Raw genomic sequence first — 19,765 nt, forward strand, 5'->3', positions numbered from 1 at the left:
TTTGCTCAGCGCCTGCAGCGGCAGACGTTCAGCAAAGAGAAAAGCGGACAGGAAAACCTGCCCGCTTGCGACTTACGCAGTAGCGCGTTCGTTCCAGGAGTCGGAATGAATGATGTTGCCGTCTTTGTAGGTCCAGGTGATTTTTTCGTAACGCAGTTCAACGCGCTCAAGGTGGTTGTGCTTCTCTTTAGAAGGATCCTTAACGTCATACATTTCAGGATTCACCTTCACCACCTTCACGTTTTCCAGTTTGGTGTTGAAATACTCCACTTCCTGGCCCGCGTCGTTGATTTTGTACCACTTGAATTCCGCAGACTTCAGGGTCTGACCCGTGGTCACAGCCTTATAAAGATATGGGCTGGAGGAATCGATTTCTTTGGTGAACAGGAATGGCGTGTGGATACGCGTCCCGGTCAGCTTGCCGGTATTGTTATCGGTCGGGATGTACAGGTTGTGTTCCTGAGCCACCACTTCGATGCTGCCTTCACGGTCCTGAACGTCTACAGACCCTTTAATGTCCGCGCCGCCATCGTCTTTCAGCCAAAGATAAACAGGAATTGCCATGGAATTACTCTCCATTTAATTGTGATGCGCCATCATCCTGCGATGGCGCCGGGTGTTTGCCGGGTAGCTGACAGGCATTGGCCTGCGGCACCAGACTGATTTCGACACGGCGGTTGAGCGCACGCCCTTCCGGGGTGTCGTTGGTTGCAGCAGGACGGCTTTCGCCATAGCCCTGCACAGCAAAACAGCTTTCAGGTACGTCGCCGGTGTCTCGCATCCAGTTGCGCACTGCCTCGGCACGTTTCAGCGAGAGCATCTGGTTCAGTTGCGGATTTCCGGTGTTATCGGTATGGCCGGATACGACAATCAGCCAGCCCGGCTTCGCTTTGATGCCCACCAGAGAATTCACCAGCATTTTGGTAGACCCCGCTTTGAGCACAAATTTTCCGGAGTCGAACAACGACATGCTGTCGAGACGAATGGTTTTCGGACCCTGAATAATTTTCTTAATGACCGGAGGCGGCGGTGGCGGAGGTGCCCAGTCACTGACTGCGGCCTCAACGGGCGGAATCAGTCGCAGTCCCTGATACAGACCCAGGCGATAACGCAGTGGCTCCCCGCGACGTTGCCAGTCGTCCAGCAATGCGCCATCGGCCCGCAGGCGCTGCTGGGCACGCAGTTTCGGGGCAACAGGCTGACCCGTCAGCTGGTGATATAACGCAAGGTGATCGCCAACGTTACGAATGAGGCGCTGGTTGTTCATCCAGGACGCCAGCATCGCCAGCGCGAGAAAAATCCCGCCCAGTAATCCGGCATAACGCCAGAACACCATCCTGCGGCTCACGCCACATCGGCGCGGCAACGCCGGCAGCAGCAGTTCAGGCAGCGGCAGTGGCTCGGTGCTCACAAAGGCATCCGGTGGCAGCGCCGTCAAGGAAGTGATGTGTTGTTGCCAGAGATTGCCCGCGATACCACTCACCGGCACTATGCACATACCCTGCACGCAGGGCGTCATCACCGGTAACTCCCCCCGCCGTAGCGACAGCAGGTCGTTCACCGCGCTGTTTTGCCAGGCAAGCAGACTGTCCAGCCACAGGCCATGGCTCAAACGCGAAAGACGCCCGTCCGTTCCTATTTCCAGAGGCCAATCCGTCAGTGACACATTGCCCTGACCGGGCTGATACACCTGAATACCGCTTCGCGGGCTTACCGTGGTAAACCAGACGGGCTCAGCCTCTGCACAGGCCACAGGAGGAGATACCCAGGTCACGGTCCACAGCGGGGGGATAGTGCCAAATGCCGCACGGCACCGGACGACAGCACGCTGCCAGCCCCGAAGATGCTGGGTAAAATCATCGCCGGAGGTGTGCTGTTCAGGTACCACCGCCAGCATGACGGAGAGTTGCGACACCTGAGCCGGACGCACCAGGCTCAGGTGTTGTGCCAGGAGTGGCAACTGCTCCGCATCCTTCACCCACAGATACCAGCCCTGTCGGGTTTCCCGGTTATGGGAGCCGGACACAAACAGTGGGCTGTTGTCGCCACAAACAAGGATCACCGCACCCTGAAAATCTTCCGGCGGCAGATTTTCATCCACAATTTCCCGGACAGCGGTCGCTCGTGCCTGAGAAGCCCGACGCTGACGCCAGAGCATCACCCCTGACACCAGCACAATCAGCAGACTGAGTGCCACACGGCTGCCCGAGGACAGTGGCCAGAATCCCAGGATGAGCCACAGCGCCAGTACAGCACCCAGGGCAGTTAACAGACTTCGGTACGCATCCCGCATCGCTTACCCCGGCCTGACGGTCTGGCTTACCAGTTCGGTAAGCGAAGACGAAAGGAAAAACCAGAGCGCCACCATGGCGACAGCGGCCACAACCCAGCTCAGCCAGTACCCGCGACGGCCGCTGCGCAGGCGTGATGCCCGGGCAACAATGGGAGAGTCCTGTGCCAGCGTAAAGGCCGGTACCCGTTCCGCAAGCGCGCGAACAATATCTTCCCGACGCTCATCATCCTGTGCGCGATATTGCCCCACAAACCCCAGTAGCAGAGTCCGGTGCATACAGGTCAGGACTGCGGCGTCAGGGGAGGTTTCTTTCAGCAGGTCCCGGATCCTTTCCCACAACTCCTCACCGGCATTGAGAGTGCCAAAGAAGTGTGCCTGCAGCGGGTCACGCCGCCAGGTCAGATAGCCATCATCGGTGGTTCCCCGGTTCATCACGCTCTCATCAAGCAGAGCACACAGGGCATACACCATATGGTCACAGCTGATGTCGCTGTAACCTGCCTCCGTGAGCGCCGCTTTTGCCTCCTGCACCAGACGGCAGGCCCGACGATAGAGACCTTCCCCGTCACGAACCTCCTGTCCGCCCCGCAGCTGGCTGGCCATCAGCCAGCCGGGGTAGAAAATACGCTCAATTTGACTTATTTCTGATGTATTCATGTGCGCAGCACCGCAAAGAGTTCAAGTTTCACATCCCCCAGTGAGCGCGGGGTATAGAAGGTGCAGCTTCCCGCTTCCAGCATCGCCCGCGCTGCCTCACTACTCAGATCCAGCGAGAAATACTGGTTCTCAAGGCGTAACGGGATAGCGGCCGGCACATGGGTCAGCGGCTTGATAACCATCCCGCTCAGGGCCACATTCACCACATCCGAAACATCTTCAAAGCTGCCCGCTTTACACAGCTGCGGGAATTTCGTCTGAAGCTCATGGTTCGGCATGGAGGAGCGTACGGAGAGGTAGAAATCTGCCCCTTCGCGCAGGCGCGCATCGTGCAGGGCACCTTTCCAGATCTGATCCTGATGCTCCAGGTGGATACTCACCACCCGTGACGGCAGGCTCGCTTCCAGCAGCTTATCGAGCAGTGCCAGCAGCGGCGGGAATACCCGCTCCGGTGCATCGTGCTGATAGGCAGGAATATCGCCAGCGTCATGCTCCAGTGAGAAGGTCAGCAGACTGCCGGCGAGGCGTGCCAGTTCGCGGTACAGCAGTTCCGGGTGACGACCCGGAGTCTGTAGCAGTTCTGTTAACACCGGTTCTGCACTGTTTAGCGCATTGAGCAGCCAGAACAGGGAGACATCCGCGACTGCAAAGTCCGCCATTCGCTCGTTACTCTCACGGCGCATGGCCATCAGACGCTTACGTCGTGCCTGCAGGCGCACCAGCAGATCACCCAGTTCGGTGATCAGCAACGGGCTTGCAGAAACGGAAAGCATCGGTGGGATGAAAGCCGGGTCCCGGCTCCATTGTCCCTGAGCATTACGCACCAGACGGGCGAGCGGGCAGGTCAGGTATGCGGTATTTTCTTGAGTGGACAAACGCAGAGTGATGGCATTACGTAGAATAGCCAGTTCCCCCTTTCATACCCGGCCAGTTCCTGGACTACCACACGCTCTGCTTTCCAGCGACGCGGGCGTTCACTGTCCTGTCCGTTATCAAGGTTACCACCACTGGCGCTCAGCAGCGGCAATGCGGCTACCACCTCAACTGTCTCAGAGCCATTTGCGGCTGATAAATCACAGACCGGGGGAAGATTATCCGCCAGATCCGTATCAACAATCGTGCCGTCCTGGAAACGCACCACCAGACGGATAGCATTCAGACGCGCAAGCGCAAGCGCGGCATCATCAAACTCTGCAGCAATCACCCCCCAGGGATGAGAAATAACCATCCCTGCGACCATGTAGGCAACGTTTTCATCCCAGCGAGCTTGCTGCTGGAATTGTTGCGGGGCCAGAGCGGCCCCATCCTCCCAAAGTGGGCGGTAAATTTTCATCCCTGATTACCCCTCGCCTTACGATTTCGCCTTCGGCATCTGGGAAACCAGTGACAGGTTGACGTCCATGCCTTCGACCTGGAAGTGAGGGATCGCGTACAGCTTCACGCGGAAGAAGCCCGGGTTGTCTTCAATATCTTCGACAACCACTTTCGCATCACGCAGCGGGTGAGACGCCTGCAGTTCATCGCCCGGATCGGTCATTTCAGTGACCAGACTGCGAACCCAGGTATTCAGCTCCAGTTCAAGCAGACGGCGATCCTTCGTGGTACCGATGTTTTCGCGCTGAATCAGCTTCAGGTAATGGGCGATACGCGACAGCAGGAAGATATACGGCAGACGCGCGTTGATGCGGCTGTTAGCCGTTGCATCTGCGGTGTCATACAGCGCCGGTTTCTGGCTTGAGTTAGCCGAGAAAAAGCAGGCATAGTCGCGGTTTTTGTAGTAGGACAAAGGAATGAAGCCCAGATTCGCAAACTCAAATTCGCGGGTTTCGGGGATCATGACCTCACTCGGGATTTTTACCTGATTACCGGTACCGAGATCGTAAAGATGGATAGGCAAGTCCTGAACCGCACCACCGGCCTGCGGACCCCGAATCTGTACGCACCAGCCATTATTGATAAAGCTACGCACCATGTTGGAAGCAAAGGCAAACGAGGCATTCGTCCACAGGTATTTGTCGTGATCCGGACCTTTGACCTCTTCGACATAATTGAAGCTGCGAACGGGAACGGTATCTGGTCCGTACGGTAAACGTCCCAGTACGCGCGGCATGACCAGGCCGATATAGCGAGCGTCGTCGGTATCGCGGAACGATTTCCACTTGATGTACTCTGCGCGGTCAAAATAGTTACCAATATCTTTTATCGCAGCGACGTCTTCCATGGACTCTTTAAGGAAGAATTTTGGACCTGCTGAGCCGATAAACGGCATGTGCGCAGCAGCGGAGACTTTAGAGATGTTGCGCAGCAGCGCGACATCCTGCGCTGAAGCATCGAACTCGTATGCGGAAATCAGTGCCGCAATTGGCTCGCCGCCTGGTGTGTCATATTCATCAATATAGGTGTGTTTATACAGACCACTCTGGATGATTTCCGGGCTGTCTTCGAAGTCCTGACGCAGGTCTTCTTTAGACATACTCAGCAGCTCAATTTTCACGTTCTGGCGAAAATCTGTTTTATCAATCAGCGACTTCACTCCGCGCCACAGACCTTCAACTGCCTGAAACTCCTCATGGTGCATTACCGCGTCCAGCTGACGGCTGATCTGGTAATCGAGTTCAGCAATGTGGTGATCAATCAGGCTTTTATCCAGTTTTTCGACTTTCGCACCGGCTTTGGTCAGACATTCCAGGAAGACCTGCATACCTGCCGTCAGACGTTCATCAGCGGTCGCATCCGACATCGCCTGCGCGTCCTGCCAGATATCCAGGGCGCTCAATTCAGAGACGGGACTTAAGTTGATTTTCTCAAACAGGGAGGCGTAAACCCCACCCGCAGCAGGACGTTCCAGCACCATGCTTTCACCGCCAGCAATATTATTTTGTACAGACATGAGCATTCCTTGATTAATCCGTTAAAACATCGTGATGGTTAAGCTTTTTTGGGTGCCAGTGCGGATAATTCATTGCGAAATTCAGCGCTAAGCGACTGGTCAAGAACGATTTTTTCCAGCTCTTTTCGGAAAGTCTGGTTATCCAACAGGTTGGCCTTAAGATCGCGGAGTAAGTTGCGCATCGCCAGCATCGCCTTCAGCTGTGGTATCTGGGCAGCCACCTGCTCTGGCGTGAAATCTTTCATGCTCTGGAAAGTCAGCTCAATATTGTCCTCACCACCATCATCTGACAGGGTGTTTTTGACGCTCAGATTAACTTTTGGGGAATATTCGGAAAGAACACTGTCGAAATTATTTTTGGTGATGTTAACTTTTTCACGCTCAGATATTGGCGCAGCATCCTGACCATTACTGAAATCACCGGCAACAAGCAGTTTTAAGGGTAATTCCATTTTTTTGCTTGCTCCGCCAGTATGCAGGTCAAGCTTCAGGTTAATACGTGCCTTAGGCACTTCATTCTGAAAACTGTCAGACATTTGATCATCCCTCTTTGTTTTGCGATGCAAACTTCACGGTATCGTTCTTGATGCGCAATATTAGAACAATGATCGACCGCAAATCAAATACACAGATCATTTATCCGCAATTAGAAAATTCTTAAGAATTTTCCTCTAAGATATTATTGCAACTTATCAGACCAACCCAGAAAAAGAAGCTACTCTTTTTCTGTAAAACAAATATTTGTATCGTAAAAGAGGTTGCAGCCAGTCAGATGCTAAAAAAACAATATTGTTTTGATTTGCATCACAGCACTATATCAAAAACACAGGAGAGAACTGCTTTAGACTCGATAAAAGGAAAGATGAATAAATTATGGACTCAGGCGCTCCATTCATTGGATGAATAATAAATAAGAACTTTCACAAAGAAAATTCTTATTTATTAAACGAAGAGGTAAAAAAAAATTTGAATACGGAATCTGCCACAAAAAAATAGCGCTTTTAATCCATCCTCTCTCGAAGAGGCTTCCTGCCCGACTCAGGTGGAAGGTGTTCTCATGACTGACTGCCTATAAAAACTGTAAAATCAACCACCTCCTTGGCTGCCGCTTTTTTAATCAAAAACGAGTAATAGCACATAACGTATAACGGTGCTACATTACGCCGCCCACCCAAATCAGCAGTGGTCAGGCAACGCCGTAAAGTTCGGTAAAGCCTGAAACCATCACCTTGAAGAACGGTCTTAATGGCACGTCGTATCGCACACGCTGCGCTACCTTTACAGGCTTCACATAGGTTTTACTATCTTGTCTCAATCCAAATTTGAACGTGCGTTTTTACACCCGCGTTACTGGTTTACATGGTTTGGTCTTGGCGTACTCTGGCTGCTGGTGCAACTTCCCTACCCTGTGCTGCGTTTGCTGGGGTCGAAACTGGGCAGCGCCTCTCGCTATTTCCTGAAACGTCGCGAAGCCATCGCGCGCAAAAACATCGAGCTTTGCTTTCCTCAGTACAATGCTGAAGAGCGCGAAAAATTGATCTCTGAAAACTTTAAATCTATCGGTATGGCGCTGCTCGAAACCGGTATGGCCTGGTTCTGGTCGGATGAACGCGTCCGCAAGTGGTTTGATGTCGAAGGGCTGGACAACCTTAAACGCGCGCAGTTGCAAAACCGCGGTGTGATGGTTGTGGGCGTTCACTTTATGTCGCTGGAGTTGGGTGGCCGGGTGATGGGTCTTTGCCAGCCAATGATGGCGACCTACAGACCGCACAATAGCCCGGTAATGGAGTGGGTACAGACGCGCGGCCGCATGCGTTCCAATAAAGCGATGATCAGCCGTAATAATCTGCGTGGAATGGTCGGTGCCCTGAAGAAAGGTGAAGCCGTCTGGTTTGCCCCTGACCAGGATTATGGACGTAAAGGCAGCAGCTTTGCCCCCTTCTTTGCCGTTAAAGACGTGGCGACAACCAACGGTACCTTTGTGATTTCGCGGTTGTCAGGCGCCGCCATGCTGACCGTGACGATGGTGAGAAAAGCGGATAAATCAGGCTATCGTCTGCACATCTCTCCTGAAATGGCCAACTATCCGGAAAACGAATGCGAAGCCGCAGCGTTTATCAACAAGGTCATCGAAACTGAAATCATGCGCGCGCCAGAGCAATATCTCTGGATGCATCGCCGTTTCAAAACGCGCCCACTTGGCGAAGCCTCGCTCTATATTTAAGTCCCGCGCGACGGTTAGTTTCGATAAGAAACTAACCTTTTCAATCACCTGTAATAACCCCGTGTAACGGTTTTTCGTCACGTCGCTCAAAGTGAATTTATTGCCTTGCGAAATCAAACTGTCGCCGTTCCACGACACCCGTAAGTGTCGGAAATTATTTAAAAAAATCTCTCTTGTCACCCCTCTTTTTTAGGCGTACATTAGCGCCGTCTGGCTACAGGAAAGCACAGAATTCTGAGCTGGAGTCGGCGGCATAGCGGGAAAATTCTCATTTCCGTTTTGGCCGGATTTCAGTTCTCTATACTCAGTTGGACTCTGTTTTAAAATGCGTACCACAAGATACGCGGAGCGATGAAACGTGAAATATTTCTTTATGGGCATTTCGGTGATCGTTTTAGTCTGGGCCGGAACCTTTGCCCTGATGATCTAGTGAAGAACATGCAGTCAAAAAGACAGGAGCCATAGGCTCCTGTCTTTTTATGTCATGATGATGCGGGGTGTTCGGAGACGCTCTTTGTTGAGAGCAGGCCATCGGCCCGGAACATACTCTTGATGCCCCTCACCGCCTGACGAATACGGTCGCTATTTTCGATTAAAGCAAAGCGCACATGGGTGTCACCGTAATCACCAAAGCCAATGCCCGGTGAAACACACACCTTCGCGTCCTGCAGCAGTTTTTTAGCAAACTCAAGCGATCCCATTGCCGCATACGGCTCCGGAATTTTCGCCCAGACGTACATGGACGCTTTCGGCATTTCCACCATCCAGCCCGCTTCATGTAACCCTTTTACCAGCACGTCGCGGCGGCGTTTATACTGGGCTGCAATGTCGTGAACGCATTGCTGATCGCCTTCAAGCGCCGCAATAGCGGCAACCTGTAGCGGCGTAAAGGTGCCGTAATCGTGATAGCTCTTGATTCGCGCCAGCGCACTCACCAGCGTTTTGTTACCCACCATAAAACCAATACGCCAGCCCGCCATGTTGTAGCTTTTCGACAGGGTAAAGAATTCTACCGCCACGTCACGCGCCCCCGGTACCTGCATGATTGAAGGCGCTTTCCAGCCGTCATAGACGATATCCGCATACGCCAAATCATGTACCACCAGCACGTCATAACGCTTAGCCAGGGCCACAACCTTCTCAAAGAAATCGAGCTCCACACACTGCGCCGTCGGGTTGGACGGGAAACCCAGGATCATCATCTTGGGTTTCGGATAGCTTTCGCGAATTGCGCGCTCCAGTTCGTTGAAGAAATCGACGCCTTCCACCAGCGGTACAGAACGTACCTGCGCCCCGGCTATCACCGCGCCGTAAATATGGATTGGGTAACTCGGATTGGGAACCAGTACCGTATCACCGTGATCCAGCGTGGCCAGCATCAGGTGCGCCAGCCCCTCTTTCGAGCCGATGGTCACAATGGCTTCACTCTCAGGATCGATATCAACCTGATAACGATCCTGATACCAGCGCGAGATCGCGCGGCGTAATCTGGGAATACCGCGCGAGGTTGAGTAGCCGTGCGTATCCGGACGCTGGGCAACCGCGCAGAGCTTCTCAACGATATGCGGTGGCGTGGGGCCGTCAGGGTTGCCCATGCTGAAATCAATGATGTCTTCGCCGCGCCGACGCGCAGCCATTTTCAGTTCAGCGGTGATATTGAAAACATAAGGGGGGAGACGATCGATACGCGTAAAACGGCGTTCAGGACTGAATTCAGCCATAGATTCCTCAGATTAACGTTAGCGCCCGGACCGTCCGAGCGACGCTGCCACTGATGTGACATGCTTAGAAAATAACCTGAAAAAAATCACGCTGTCGAGAGGGAAATGAAAAAAAAGAGAACCCCATGAAAACCGGAACACGGGTACGCCTTAAAGCGGAAGGAGGGGGACTCATATCGGCTTTCCGTTATCTATTGTTTAACACAATGATATCAAAACAGTTACCGGACGATGCGACAGCAGGAAAGAATCGGGAGGTATCAATCCTCATTCGATAATCCCCTTTCTAAAACAGGGTTTTTCCTCATTTGATAAACCTGACGGATAGCTGGTCAATATGCCCCAGGTTTTTTATCATGGTTCTTTCCCGTTTTCCCAGGTCTGCTCGTGCACGAAATATTCACTATGCTGCTGGCGGTTTTTGATCGCGCAGCATTAATGCTGATTTGCCTGTTCTTCCTTATTCGCATTCGCCTGTTTCGCGAGCTGTTGCATAAATCTGCTCACTCGCCGAAAGAACTGCTGGCCGTCACCGCTATCTTTTCGCTCTTTGCGCTGTTCAGCACCTGGTCCGGCGTGCCGGTAGAGGGCTCGCTGGTTAACGTGCGGATTATCGCCGTCATGTCTGGCGGAATTTTGTTTGGTCCGTGGGTAGGTGTCATCACCGGCGTGATTGCCGGAACCCATCGCTACCTGATTGATATCGGCGGCGTCACGGCGGTGCCGTGCTTTATCACCAGCATTATCGCCGGGGTACTATCCGGCTGGATCAGCCGTAAAATCCCGAAAAAGCAGCGCTGGCGCGCCGGGATCCTCGCAGGCATGGTGTGCGAAACGCTGACCATGATCCTGGTTGTCGTCTGGGCTCCCACGACCGCGCTGGGGCTGGATATCGTCTCGAAAATCGGTATCCCTATGATTCTGGGTAGCGTGTGCATCGGTTTTATCGTGCTGCTGGTGCAGAGTGTGGAAGGGGAAAAAGAGGCCAGTGCCGCTCGCCAGGCCAAGCTGGCGCTGGATATCGCCAACAAAACGCTGCCGCTTTTCCGCCACGTTAACGCGGAGTCGCTGCGTCAAGTCTGCGAGATTATTCGCCACGACATTCACGCGGATGCCGTCGCTATCACCAATATTGACCACGTGCTGGCTTACGTCGGCGTTGGCGAGCACAACTACCGCGACAATGATGACACGATAAGCCCGACCACCAGACAAGCGATTAACTACGGTAAAATCATTATTAAAAACAATGATGAAGCCCACCGAACGCCGGAGATCCACTCTATGCTGGTGATCCCGCTTTGGGAGAAAGGCGTGGTGACGGGCACGCTGAAAATTTATTACTGTCACGCGCATCAGATCACCTCAACGCTGCAGGAGATGGCGATAGGTCTGTCGCAGATCATCTCCACGCAGCTTGAGGTCTCCCGGGCGGAACAGTTACGCGAGATGGCAAATAAGGCAGAGCTGCGCGCGCTGCAGAGCAAAATCAATCCCCATTTCCTGTTTAACGCGTTAAACGCCATCTCCTCTTCGATTCGTTTGAATCCGGACACCGCGCGCCAGCTGATTTTCAACCTGTCGCGTTATCTGCGCTACAACATTGAGTTGAAGGATGACGAGCAGATCGACATCAAAAAAGAGCTGTATCAGATTAAAGACTACATCGCGATCGAGCAGGCTCGCTTTGGCGACAAACTGACGGTCATTTACGATATTGATGAAGAGGTCAACTGCGTGATCCCGAGCCTGCTGATCCAGCCGCTGGTCGAAAACGCCATTGTTCACGGTATTCAGCCCTGTAAAGGCAAAGGTGTGGTCACCATTAGCATCACCGAAAGCGGCAACCGGGTGCGTATCGCCGTGCGCGATACCGGCCACGGGATTGACCCAAAAGTCATCGAGCGCGTGGAGTCTAATGAGATGCCGGGGAATAAAATCGGGCTGCTGAATGTGCATCACAGGGTCAAGCTGCTCTACGGCGATGGGCTGCATATTCACCGTCTTGAACCCGGCACTGAAATCGCTTTTTACGTCCCGAATGAACGCTCCCCTGTTCATGCGACGGCATCACTGTTACCTCAGGGTGAGTAATATGAAAGTCATTATCGTTGAAGATGAAATTCTGGCTCAACAGGAGCTCACCTGGCTCATCAAAACCCACAGTCAGATGGAGATTGTGGGTACCTTTGACGATGGGCTGGACGTGCTGAAATTTCTGCAGCATAACCGGGTCGACGCCATTTTTCTGGATATTAATATTCCTTCGCTGGACGGCGTCTTGCTGGCGCAAAACATCAATCAGTTTGCCCACAAGCCGTTTATTGTGTTCGTTACCGCCTGGAAAGAGCATGCCGTTGAGGCCTTCGAACTGGAGGCGTTTGACTATATTCTGAAACCTTACCAGGAGTCGCGGATTGTCAGCATGCTGCAAAAGCTGGAGGCCGCATGGCAGCAACAGAGCGCTCCGGTCACCGCCAGCCCGACGGTACGGGAAAACGACACCATTAATCTGGTCAAGGATGAACGCATCATCGTGACGCCAGTGAATGATATCTACTACGCCGAAGCGCATGAGAAGATGACGTTTGTCTATACGCGGCGGGAATCGTTTGTCATGGCGATGAACATTACCGAATTCTGCGGCAAGCTGCCGTCGGCCCACTTTTTCCGCTGCCACCGTTCGTTCTGCGTGAATTTAAATAAGATCCGCGAGATCGAGCCGTGGTTTAACAATACCTATATTTTGCGTCTCAAGGATCTGGATTTTCAGGTGCCGGTGAGCCGCAGCAAGGTGAAAGAGTTCCGTCAGCTGATGCACCTGTAAAACGCCCTCTCCCGGCGGAGAGGGCTCTGTGTCAGAGGATTTGCCCGAGAACCTGACGCAGATGGGCACCCGAACCCAGCAGGCCAGGGTTATCATGCACGATGAGATAAACAGGAATATCCTGCACGTAGCTTCTGAAGCGTCCTTTATCTTCAAACCCACCGCGGAAACCTGAAGCTTTAAAGAAGTCGAGGAAGCGCGGTACGATCCCGCCCGCAATATAGACCCCACCAAAGGTGCCAAGCGTCAGCGCCAGGTTGCCGCCGAAACGTCCCATGATCACGCAGAACAGCGACAGAGCACGACGGCAGTCAATGCAGCTGTCCGCCAGCGCGCGTTCGGTGACGTCTTTCGGCTGCAGGTTTTCCGGCAGACGTCCGTCCGATTTCACAATTGCACGGTACAGGTTCACCAGCCCCGGTCCAGACAGGACGCGCTCGGCAGAGACGTGGCCGATCTCAGCGCGTAACTCTTCGAGAATAATGCCCTCTTCTTCGCTGTTTGGCGCAAAGTCTACATGACCGCCCTCACCCGGCAGGCTTACCCAGCGCCGATCAACATGCACCAGATGCGAAACGCCCAGACCCGTACCGGCACCGTAAACCGCAATCGGCTTTCCCTCGACCGGTTCAGCACCGCCGAACTGGATCAGATGCTCTGGCTTGAGCATCGGGATCGCCATAGACACGGCGGTGAAGTCATTGATGATTTCCAGATGCGCAAAACCGAGGTTCTTTTTCATCTCTGCAATAGAGAATGCCCAGGTATGGTTGGTCATGGCGACCCAGTCGCCAGTTATCGGGCAGGCAATGGCAATGCAGCCATCCTCGACGCTCACCTGATGTTCATCCAGATAGACGCGGACAACGGCCTCAAGGCTGGGATAATCCAGCCCCGAGTAGGTTTTCGCCCGGGAAATTTCACCGCTACTTACATCGCATAATGCGAGGCGCGCGTTCGTGCCGCCCACATCACCTACCAAAGCATACTTTGTCATTCTTCTACTGCTCCGCTAAAGTCAGAATAAATCTTTGGGACACTGTAAATTCAAGGCGTGATAACAACAACGACTGGAAGGTGAATGCCCATGGATTATCGATCTTCGTCACAGAATAACTTTACCGTTTCAGCACCTTTTGCACTATTGCCATAAAGCTGATTGTGCAGAGTAACGTTATACCGTTTTGTACAAGGAAATCATCATGCTCCACCCGCGAGCCAGAACCATGCTGTTGCTGGCAATTCCGGCGCTCATCATTGGCGTGGCGTCAAGCCTGGTACTCATTGTCGTGATGAAAGTCGCGTCGGTACTGCAAGCCCTGCTATGGACGGCGCTTCCGGCGAAACTGGGGATCACCGCTGATTCTTCAGCGTGGATCATTTTGATGCTGACGTTAACCGGTATTGCGGTAGGCCTGGTGATCCGATTCAGTCCCGGCCACGCCGGACCGGACCCGGCGCTGGAGCCGCTGATTGGCGCCCCGGTTCCGCCCTCTGCGCTGCCGGGGTTGATCATCGCGTTAATTGTGGGCCTGGCGGGCGGCGTCAGCCTCGGACCCGAGCATCCCATTATGGCGGTGAATATTGGTCTGGCGGTGTTCCTGGGCTCACGCATTTTACCGCGCGTGGGTGCGCTGGACTGGACGATCCTCGCCTCCGCAGGCACCATCGGGGCGCTTTTCGGCACGCCGGTAGCTGCCGCGCTGATTTTTTCACAGACGCTTACCAGCAATAATGATGTCCCGCTCTGGGACAAACTGTTTGCTCCCCTGATGGCCGCGGCGGCGGGCGCGCTAACAACCAGTCTGTTTTTCCATCCCCACTTCTCCCTCTCTCTGCCCCACTACGGAGAGATGCGAATAGCGGATATTTTCAGCGGTGCCATCGTCGTTGCAATTGCCATCGCGCTGGGGATGGTCGCGGTATGGTGTCTGCCGCGCCTGCACCGGCTGGTGCATAAACTCAAGCATCCGGTGTTGATTCTGGGCACAGGGGGATTGATCCTCGGTATTTTAGGCACCATCGGCGGGACGGTGACGCTGTTTAAAGGCCTGGACGAGATGCAGCAGCTGGCATTCAGTCAGGTATTTAGCGTTTCCGACTATCTGCTGTTTGCCGTCATCAAACTGGCGGCGCTGGTCGTCGCGGCTGCGTGCGGTTTCCGCGGTGGACGCATTTTCCCGGCAGTCTTTGTCGGCGTGGCGCTGGGGCTGATGTTGCACGAACATGTGGATGCGGTTCCGGCGGCAATTACCGTCTCCTGCTCGATTCTGGGTCTGGTTCTGGTGGTGACGCGTGACGCATGGCTGAGCCTGTTTATGGCGGCGGTTGTGGTGCCGGATTCGACGCTGTTCCCGCTGCTCTGCATCGTGATGTTGCCCGCCTGGCTCCTGCTGGCGGGCAAACCGATGATGATGGCCTGGCGAAACGATAAGTAATCAGGCGCTGTTGCGCGCTTCCAGCGCTTTGGTGAGCGCGCTCAGCAGCGGCGGTATGTCGGATTTCGGCAGCATGACCTCGATCAGCGAAAGCCGCTCGTGGTGCGCCACTTTTTCCAGCACATCCACCAGCTCGCCCGCCTCACTCACCTGCCAGCACTCGGCCTGAGGCGCGAGACTCAGCGCCTGAGGAAGGTGCGTCCAGTTCCAGAGCGCAATATCATTATACCGTTGCTCCGGCCCATGGATGGCCCTTTCGACCGTGTACCCTTCGTTGTTCAGCACCAGAATGATCGGACGTTGTTTATCACGCAACATCGACCCGAGCTCCTGAATAGTCAGCTGCGCCGCGCCATCCCCCGTCAGCACTATCACACGCCGGTTCGGGGAAGCCGTTTGTGCGCCAAACGCTGCGGCCAGCGTGTAGCCGATCGACCCCCACAGCGGCTGGACGATAAAATTCACGTCAGCCGGAAGGCGCAGGTCAATGGCGCCGAAGGCCGAAGTTCCCTGATCGGCAAGGATGATGTCTCCTGGGCGAATAAACGTTTGCAACGTTTTCCAGAAATTCTCCTGGGTCAGCGCGCCCTCCGGCTGAGGGAAGCTCATTGCACGATGGGAAGCTGGCGCAGGTTTATCATGCACATGCTGTTTGCACAGTTCCACCAGCGTTTCGATTGCCTGAAGCATCGGGATGCCGGTAAACCAGACGTCACCGACGCGGGCAGCGTGAGGCTGAACTTCTATCGTTTGGGCCGGGGTTAGCTGATGGGTGAAACCGGCGGTGAGGGTATCGGTAAAACGGGTGCCGATGCACAGTACCGTATCCGCCCCTTCAATCGCCTCTTTTACCGGGCCGGCGCTTGCCGAGCCGCTGTATGTGCCGTAAAAACCGGCATGACGTTCGTCGAATATCCCTTTACCCATTAGCATCGTGGCGTGCGCCATCGGCACGTCCTTCACCCACTTCTGTAGCGCATGCTTGTGTCCATGGCGCAGAACAAGGAAATCAGCTAACAGCGCGGTGCGCTTGCTGGTTGCCAGTTTATTTTCCGCAGCATCCCGAAACGCTTTCAGGCAGGCACTGTCGGCATGGGCATGGTGAAGTGTGAGAGCGTTTACAGGAGGCGTGGCGGCTTTTTTTGCCACGTCGGCAGGTAACATCAAATAGCCGGGGCGACGCTCCCGGAGCATGGTGGTCAGAACCCGGTCGATTTCATAGCAGGCGTTTTGTTCGGTCAGGATCGCCTGAGCGACGGTAATCGGCTCGCTCATATGATAAAAATGGCGGAACTCCCCATCACCCAGCGTATGGTGCAGCAGTTCCCCTCGTTGCTGTGACGCCGTCCCCGGCGCCCCGACAATATGCAATACCGGAACGTGCTCGGCATAGCTTCCCGCGATGCCATTCATGGCACTTAACTCGCCGACACCGAATGTTGTGAGCAGCGCGGCGAAGCCCTTGCAGCGGGCATATCCGTCAGCGGCATACGACGCGTTTAATTCGTTGGCACAGCCCACCCAACAGATGTCGGGGCTGTCTATTACATGGTCGAGAAACTGCAGGTTATAGTCGCCCGGCACGCCAAACAGATGATCGGCTCCACAATCAGTAAGACGGTCCAGCAGGTAATCGGCGACGCAGTATGGGGTACGCATGAACAGGTATCCTTCTAATGTTGACCTCACTTTGAGTATTAGAGAAGCGTGATGGCTGTCCAGAATCAGCGGCAAGAAGGTTATGGAAAGAATGCTTTACAAAAAAGGCTGCGCTATGCTGCTTTTTTTCACGTTAATGTAAACGCATACACTGATTTTTCTCATCTGCGCACGAGGTCATAAAATGGGTTATCAGCCGGATAAAAATCGTTACCAGACAATGCAGTATCGTCGCTGCGGTCAAAGCGGGCTCAGGTTGCCCGTCATATCGCTGGGTCTGTGGCATAACTTTGGGGACGCCACGCGTCTCGAAAACAGCCGTCAACTTTTACAGCGCGCCTTCGACCTGGGTATTACGCATTTCGACCTTGCCAATAACTATGGTCCTCCACCGGGGTCGGCCGAGCGTAATTTTGGGCGTATTTTGCAGGAGGATTTTCTGCCCTGGCGCGACGAGCTGATTATCTCGACGAAAGCGGGATATACCATGTGGGACGGCCCCTACGGCGACTGGGGATCGCGTAAATATCTGCTGGCAAGCCTGGATCAAAGCCTGAAACGCATGGGGCTGGAGTATGTCGATATCTTCTATCATCACCGTCCTGACCCGGAAACCCCGCTGACTGAAACCATGAAAGCGCTTGACCATCTGGTGCGCCAGGGAAAAGCGCTGTATGTCGGGTTATCCAACTATCCTGCAGAGCTGGCGCGAAAAGCGATTGATATCCTGAATGACCTTGGCACGCCCTGCCTGATCCACCAGCCGAAATACTCCATGTTTGAACGAGGACCGGAAGGGGGTTTACTGGCCGTGCTGCAGGAAAAAGGCGTCGGCTGTATTCCCTTCTCGCCGCTGGCGGGAGGACAGCTCACCAACCGATATCTGAACGGTATTCCCGCAGACTCCCGTGCGGCAAGTGGCAGTCAGTTCCTCAACCCGGATCAGATCACCGAAGAGAAGCTGGAAAAAGTGCGTAAGCTCAATGCCCTGGCGGAAGACCGCGGCCAGAAGCTATCGCAGATGGCGCTGGCCTGGGTGTTGCGCCATGACGACGTGACGTCGGTGCTGATTGGGGCAAGTCAAGCGGCTCAAATTGATGACGCCGTTGGCATGCTGGAAAACCGCCATTTCTCCGCGGAAGAGCTGAACCTTATTGAAGAAATACTGAGTAGCTCAAAATAAAACCATCTTTAGCAAAAAGTGCTCTAAACCTGGAATTCGGAGTTGAGGCGATGAAACGAGGCTTTACCAACTCGTAATATTGCGTTAACAGGCCCCACAAAGGCCCCGATCGTGAAGGAGAAAGAGTATGTTCAGGTCACTGATTCTTGCAGCGGTATTACTGGCTTCCGCCCCGCTGATCGCCACTGCGGGCGAAATCACCCTGTTGCCATCAGTAAAACTACAAATTGGCGATCGTGACGACTACGGCAGATACTGGGACGGCGGCTACTGGCGCGACCGTGATTACTGGCATCGTCACTATGAGTGGCGCGGAGACCGCTGGTGGAAACACGATAACGGCAGACACCGCGGCTGGTATAAAAACAATGCCTATGAACGCGGCTACCGCGAAGGCTGGAACGATCGTGACGACCGCCGCGGTGGCTGGGGTCACGGCCCAAAAGGACACGGTGGTCACGGCCACGGTCGTCATTAATGTAAAATGTAAAAAAGGAGCCTTTCGGCTCCTTTCTCTTTTATAACCCCAGCGCTGTGCCAATCAACAGCCATAAATTTAGCGCCACAACCACTACTACAATTGCCCATCCTGTCCGTTTCACCAGCGTCGAGTTAACCAGACCGCCCATCAGGGCTGGATTGCTGGTAAAAATCAGCAGAGGAACCAGCGCCAGTGCGATACCAAAACTCAGCAGCACCTGACTCATCACCAGAATTCGCGTGGGATCAAGCCCCATCAGAATCACAACAAACGACGGCAGCATGGTGACGGAACGACGAACCCACAGGGGAATATGGAAGCGCACAAATCCCTGCATCACCACTTGCCCTGCCAGCGTGCCCACCACCGTGGAAGAGAGACCGGCAGCCACCAGGCTCAAACCAAAAATCGTGGCAGCAGCATGGCTCAGTAACGGCTCCAGCGTGAGATACGCCTGGTCGAGATCGGCAATACCGGTATGACCGTTAAAGTGAAAAGCGGCAGCTGCGGTGGCCATCATCGCCAGGTTCACAAAACCCGCGATGGTCATGGCAATCGCCACATCCCATTTGGTTGCCGAATAACGTTCTTTACGCGTCCCACCGTGAAGATGCTGGGTCAGCGAAGAGTGCAGATAAATGACGTGTGGCATAATGGTCGCCCCAAGCACCCCGGCAGCCAGGAAGACGGCTTCCGACGTTGGCAGGCTGGGGATCACCATGCCTTTACCAAGCTGTACCAGGTTTGGCTGGGAGAATATCAGCTCGACAATATAGGCCGCCGCGACAAACAGCAGCAGCCCACCAATCACCTTTTCAAGCGGCTTTTGCCCCCGACGCTGTAACATCAGGATCAGGAAAGTGGCAATCCCGGTCAGGACCGCCCCTTGCAATAGCGATACGCCCAGAATCAGCTTAAAGCCGATCGCCGCACCGATAAATTCAGCGAGATCGGTTGCCATGGCGATGATTTCAGCCTGCACCCAGTAGAGCCAGACGGCCGGACGTGGGTAGTGGTCGCGGATTTGTTCTGCCAGGTTTTTGCCCGTAGCAATCCCCAGTTTTGCTGAGAGCATTTGAATCAGCATCGCCATCAGGTTCGCCCAGACGACCACCCACAGCAACTTATAGCCGAAGCTGGCCCCGGCCTGAATATTGGTCGCAAAATTACCCGGATCGATATAGCCAATGGCAGCAATGAACGCAGGTCCCATTAATGCGAACCGCAGCTTGCGCGCCGCTCTGCCACTGCTACCCTCTACGCGACTGTTAGTCATTATCTGCCTCTGGAAATATAGCCTTTGCTATGTTTAATGCTATCAAAATGATAATGATTATCAAGATCATTTAAGTGGTTAAACATGATTTCTCTGATAGCTAAGAACGATAGATG

The 19,765-nt window shown here is 54.1% G+C and carries 16 protein-coding genes and 1 pseudogene; 7 read left to right on the forward strand and 10 right to left on the reverse strand.

Annotated features, from left to right (window positions below; genetic code table 11):
- Positions 1-72: 72 nt before the first annotated feature.
- From hcp to tssB, 6 genes and pseudogenes are all read right to left on the reverse strand, one after another.
- Entirely contained in the window at positions 73-564 is a 492-nt protein-coding gene (gene hcp / locus ACMGGM_RS06995; RefSeq protein ID WP_014884709.1) for a type VI secretion system effector Hcp, read from the reverse strand.
- 4 nt (positions 565-568) lie between these two features.
- Entirely contained in the window at positions 569-2,293 is a 1,725-nt protein-coding gene (locus ACMGGM_RS07000; RefSeq protein ID WP_177336742.1) for an OmpA family protein, read from the reverse strand.
- 3 nt (positions 2,294-2,296) lie between these two features.
- Positions 2,297-2,950, reverse strand: coding sequence for a type VI secretion system protein TssL, short form (tssL, locus tag ACMGGM_RS07005; protein ID WP_045134537.1), 654 nt, complete (start codon positions 2,948-2,950; stop codon positions 2,297-2,299).
- Positions 2,947-4,283: pseudogene (gene tssK / locus ACMGGM_RS07010) on the reverse strand (type VI secretion system baseplate subunit TssK). The gene tssL and the pseudogene tssK overlap by 4 nt, the downstream one beginning before the upstream one ends.
- A gap of 18 nt (positions 4,284-4,301) precedes the next feature.
- Positions 4,302-5,846: a type VI secretion system contractile sheath large subunit gene (gene tssC / locus ACMGGM_RS07015; RefSeq protein ID WP_014884713.1), complete on the reverse strand. Its 1,545-nt coding sequence runs from the start codon at positions 5,844-5,846 to the stop codon at positions 4,302-4,304.
- Positions 5,847-5,878: 32 nt separating this feature from the next.
- A complete protein-coding gene (gene tssB, locus ACMGGM_RS07020; protein ID WP_414149160.1) occupies positions 5,879-6,376 on the reverse strand; it encodes a type VI secretion system contractile sheath small subunit in 498 nt (165 codons plus the stop codon).
- Positions 6,377-7,143: 767 nt separating this feature from the next.
- Here tssB and lpxP point away from each other — a divergent pair.
- Both lpxP and ypdK read left to right on the forward strand, forming a co-directional pair.
- Positions 7,144-8,064: a kdo(2)-lipid IV(A) palmitoleoyltransferase gene (lpxP, locus tag ACMGGM_RS07025; protein WP_087529900.1), complete on the forward strand. Its 921-nt coding sequence runs from the start codon at positions 7,144-7,146 to the stop codon at positions 8,062-8,064.
- 358 nt (positions 8,065-8,422) lie between these two features.
- Complete coding sequence (ypdK, locus tag ACMGGM_RS07030; RefSeq protein ID WP_099458937.1) at positions 8,423-8,494, forward strand: membrane protein YpdK; 72 nt, start codon at positions 8,423-8,425, stop codon at positions 8,492-8,494.
- Positions 8,495-8,546: 52 nt separating this feature from the next.
- On the opposite strand, the gene alaC is transcribed toward ypdK, so the two are convergent.
- Positions 8,547-9,785, reverse strand: coding sequence for an alanine transaminase (gene alaC / locus ACMGGM_RS07035; RefSeq protein WP_045134540.1), 1,239 nt, complete (start codon positions 9,783-9,785; stop codon positions 8,547-8,549).
- Between the two features lie 387 nt (positions 9,786-10,172).
- Between alaC and ACMGGM_RS07040 the strand changes: the two genes are divergently transcribed.
- Together ACMGGM_RS07040 and ACMGGM_RS07045 are read left to right on the forward strand one after the other, a co-directional pair.
- Entirely contained in the window at positions 10,173-11,879 is a 1,707-nt protein-coding gene (locus ACMGGM_RS07040) for a sensor histidine kinase (RefSeq protein WP_014884717.1), read from the forward strand.
- 1 nt (position 11,880) lies between these two features.
- Positions 11,881-12,612, forward strand: a complete 732-nt coding sequence (locus tag ACMGGM_RS07045) for a LytR/AlgR family response regulator transcription factor (RefSeq protein ID WP_023338608.1) — start codon at positions 11,881-11,883, stop codon at positions 12,610-12,612.
- Positions 12,613-12,643: 31 nt separating this feature from the next.
- Here ACMGGM_RS07045 and glk read toward each other — a convergent pair whose 3' ends face one another.
- Positions 12,644-13,609, reverse strand: coding sequence for a glucokinase (gene glk, locus ACMGGM_RS07050; protein ID WP_014884719.1), 966 nt, complete (start codon positions 13,607-13,609; stop codon positions 12,644-12,646).
- Between the two features lie 205 nt (positions 13,610-13,814).
- On the opposite strand from glk, the gene ACMGGM_RS07055 reads away from it, so the two are divergent.
- Positions 13,815-15,050, forward strand: coding sequence for an ion channel protein (locus ACMGGM_RS07055; protein ID WP_014884720.1), 1,236 nt, complete (start codon positions 13,815-13,817; stop codon positions 15,048-15,050).
- Here ACMGGM_RS07055 and ipdC read toward each other — a convergent pair whose 3' ends face one another.
- The gene (gene ipdC, locus ACMGGM_RS07060) at positions 15,051-16,709 is read right to left on the reverse strand and encodes an indolepyruvate decarboxylase (protein ID WP_045134542.1); all 1,659 of its coding nucleotides are present in this window, start codon (positions 16,707-16,709) and stop codon (positions 15,051-15,053) included.
- Between the two features lie 184 nt (positions 16,710-16,893).
- Between ipdC and mgrA the strand changes: the two genes are divergently transcribed.
- Both mgrA and ACMGGM_RS07070 read left to right on the forward strand, forming a co-directional pair.
- The gene (gene mgrA, locus ACMGGM_RS07065) at positions 16,894-17,892 is read left to right on the forward strand and encodes an L-glyceraldehyde 3-phosphate reductase (RefSeq protein WP_045134543.1); all 999 of its coding nucleotides are present in this window, start codon (positions 16,894-16,896) and stop codon (positions 17,890-17,892) included.
- 127 nt (positions 17,893-18,019) lie between these two features.
- Positions 18,020-18,370 carry a DUF2502 domain-containing protein gene (locus ACMGGM_RS07070; RefSeq protein WP_045134544.1) on the forward strand — a complete coding sequence of 117 codons (351 nt, stop codon included), beginning with the start codon at positions 18,020-18,022 and terminating at the stop codon, positions 18,368-18,370.
- A gap of 40 nt (positions 18,371-18,410) precedes the next feature.
- Here the strand turns inward: ACMGGM_RS07070 and ACMGGM_RS07075 are convergent, their stop codons facing one another.
- Positions 18,411-19,649, reverse strand: coding sequence for an Nramp family divalent metal transporter (locus ACMGGM_RS07075; protein ID WP_045134545.1), 1,239 nt, complete (start codon positions 19,647-19,649; stop codon positions 18,411-18,413).
- Between the last annotated feature and the right edge of the window lie 116 nt (positions 19,650-19,765).

Origin of the sequence: Enterobacter sp. BNK-14, assembly GCF_047456095.1 — a bacterium.
In the GTDB taxonomy this organism is placed as follows: Bacteria; Pseudomonadota; Gammaproteobacteria; order Enterobacterales; family Enterobacteriaceae; genus Enterobacter; species Enterobacter kobei.

Bases quoted from the DNA above. Each gene is read 5' to 3' on its own strand.
- mgrA (WP_045134543.1), top strand. From the start codon at position 16,894: ATGGGTTATCAGCCGGATAAAAATCGTTACCAGACAATGCAGTATCGT.
- tssL (WP_045134537.1), bottom strand. From the start codon at position 2,950: ATGAATACATCAGAAATAAGTCAAATTGAGCGTATTTTCTACCCCGGC.
- alaC (WP_045134540.1), bottom strand. From the start codon at position 9,785: ATGGCTGAATTCAGTCCTGAACGCCGTTTTACGCGTATCGATCGTCTC.
- hcp (WP_014884709.1), bottom strand. From the start codon at position 564: ATGGCAATTCCTGTTTATCTTTGGCTGAAAGACGATGGCGGCGCGGAC.
- ACMGGM_RS07000 (WP_177336742.1), bottom strand. From the start codon at position 2,293: ATGCGGGATGCGTACCGAAGTCTGTTAACTGCCCTGGGTGCTGTACTG.
- ipdC (WP_045134542.1), bottom strand. From the start codon at position 16,709: ATGCGTACCCCATACTGCGTCGCCGATTACCTGCTGGACCGTCTTACT.
- ACMGGM_RS07075 (WP_045134545.1), bottom strand. From the start codon at position 19,649: ATGACTAACAGTCGCGTAGAGGGTAGCAGTGGCAGAGCGGCGCGCAAG.
- tssB (WP_414149160.1), bottom strand. From the start codon at position 6,376: ATGTCTGACAGTTTTCAGAATGAAGTGCCTAAGGCACGTATTAACCTG.
- tssC (WP_014884713.1), bottom strand. From the start codon at position 5,846: ATGCTCATGTCTGTACAAAATAATATTGCTGGCGGTGAAAGCATGGTG.
- ACMGGM_RS07055 (WP_014884720.1), top strand. From the start codon at position 13,815: ATGCTCCACCCGCGAGCCAGAACCATGCTGTTGCTGGCAATTCCGGCG.
- glk (WP_014884719.1), bottom strand. From the start codon at position 13,609: ATGACAAAGTATGCTTTGGTAGGTGATGTGGGCGGCACGAACGCGCGC.
- ACMGGM_RS07070 (WP_045134544.1), top strand. From the start codon at position 18,020: ATGTTCAGGTCACTGATTCTTGCAGCGGTATTACTGGCTTCCGCCCCG.
- ACMGGM_RS07045 (WP_023338608.1), top strand. From the start codon at position 11,881: ATGAAAGTCATTATCGTTGAAGATGAAATTCTGGCTCAACAGGAGCTC.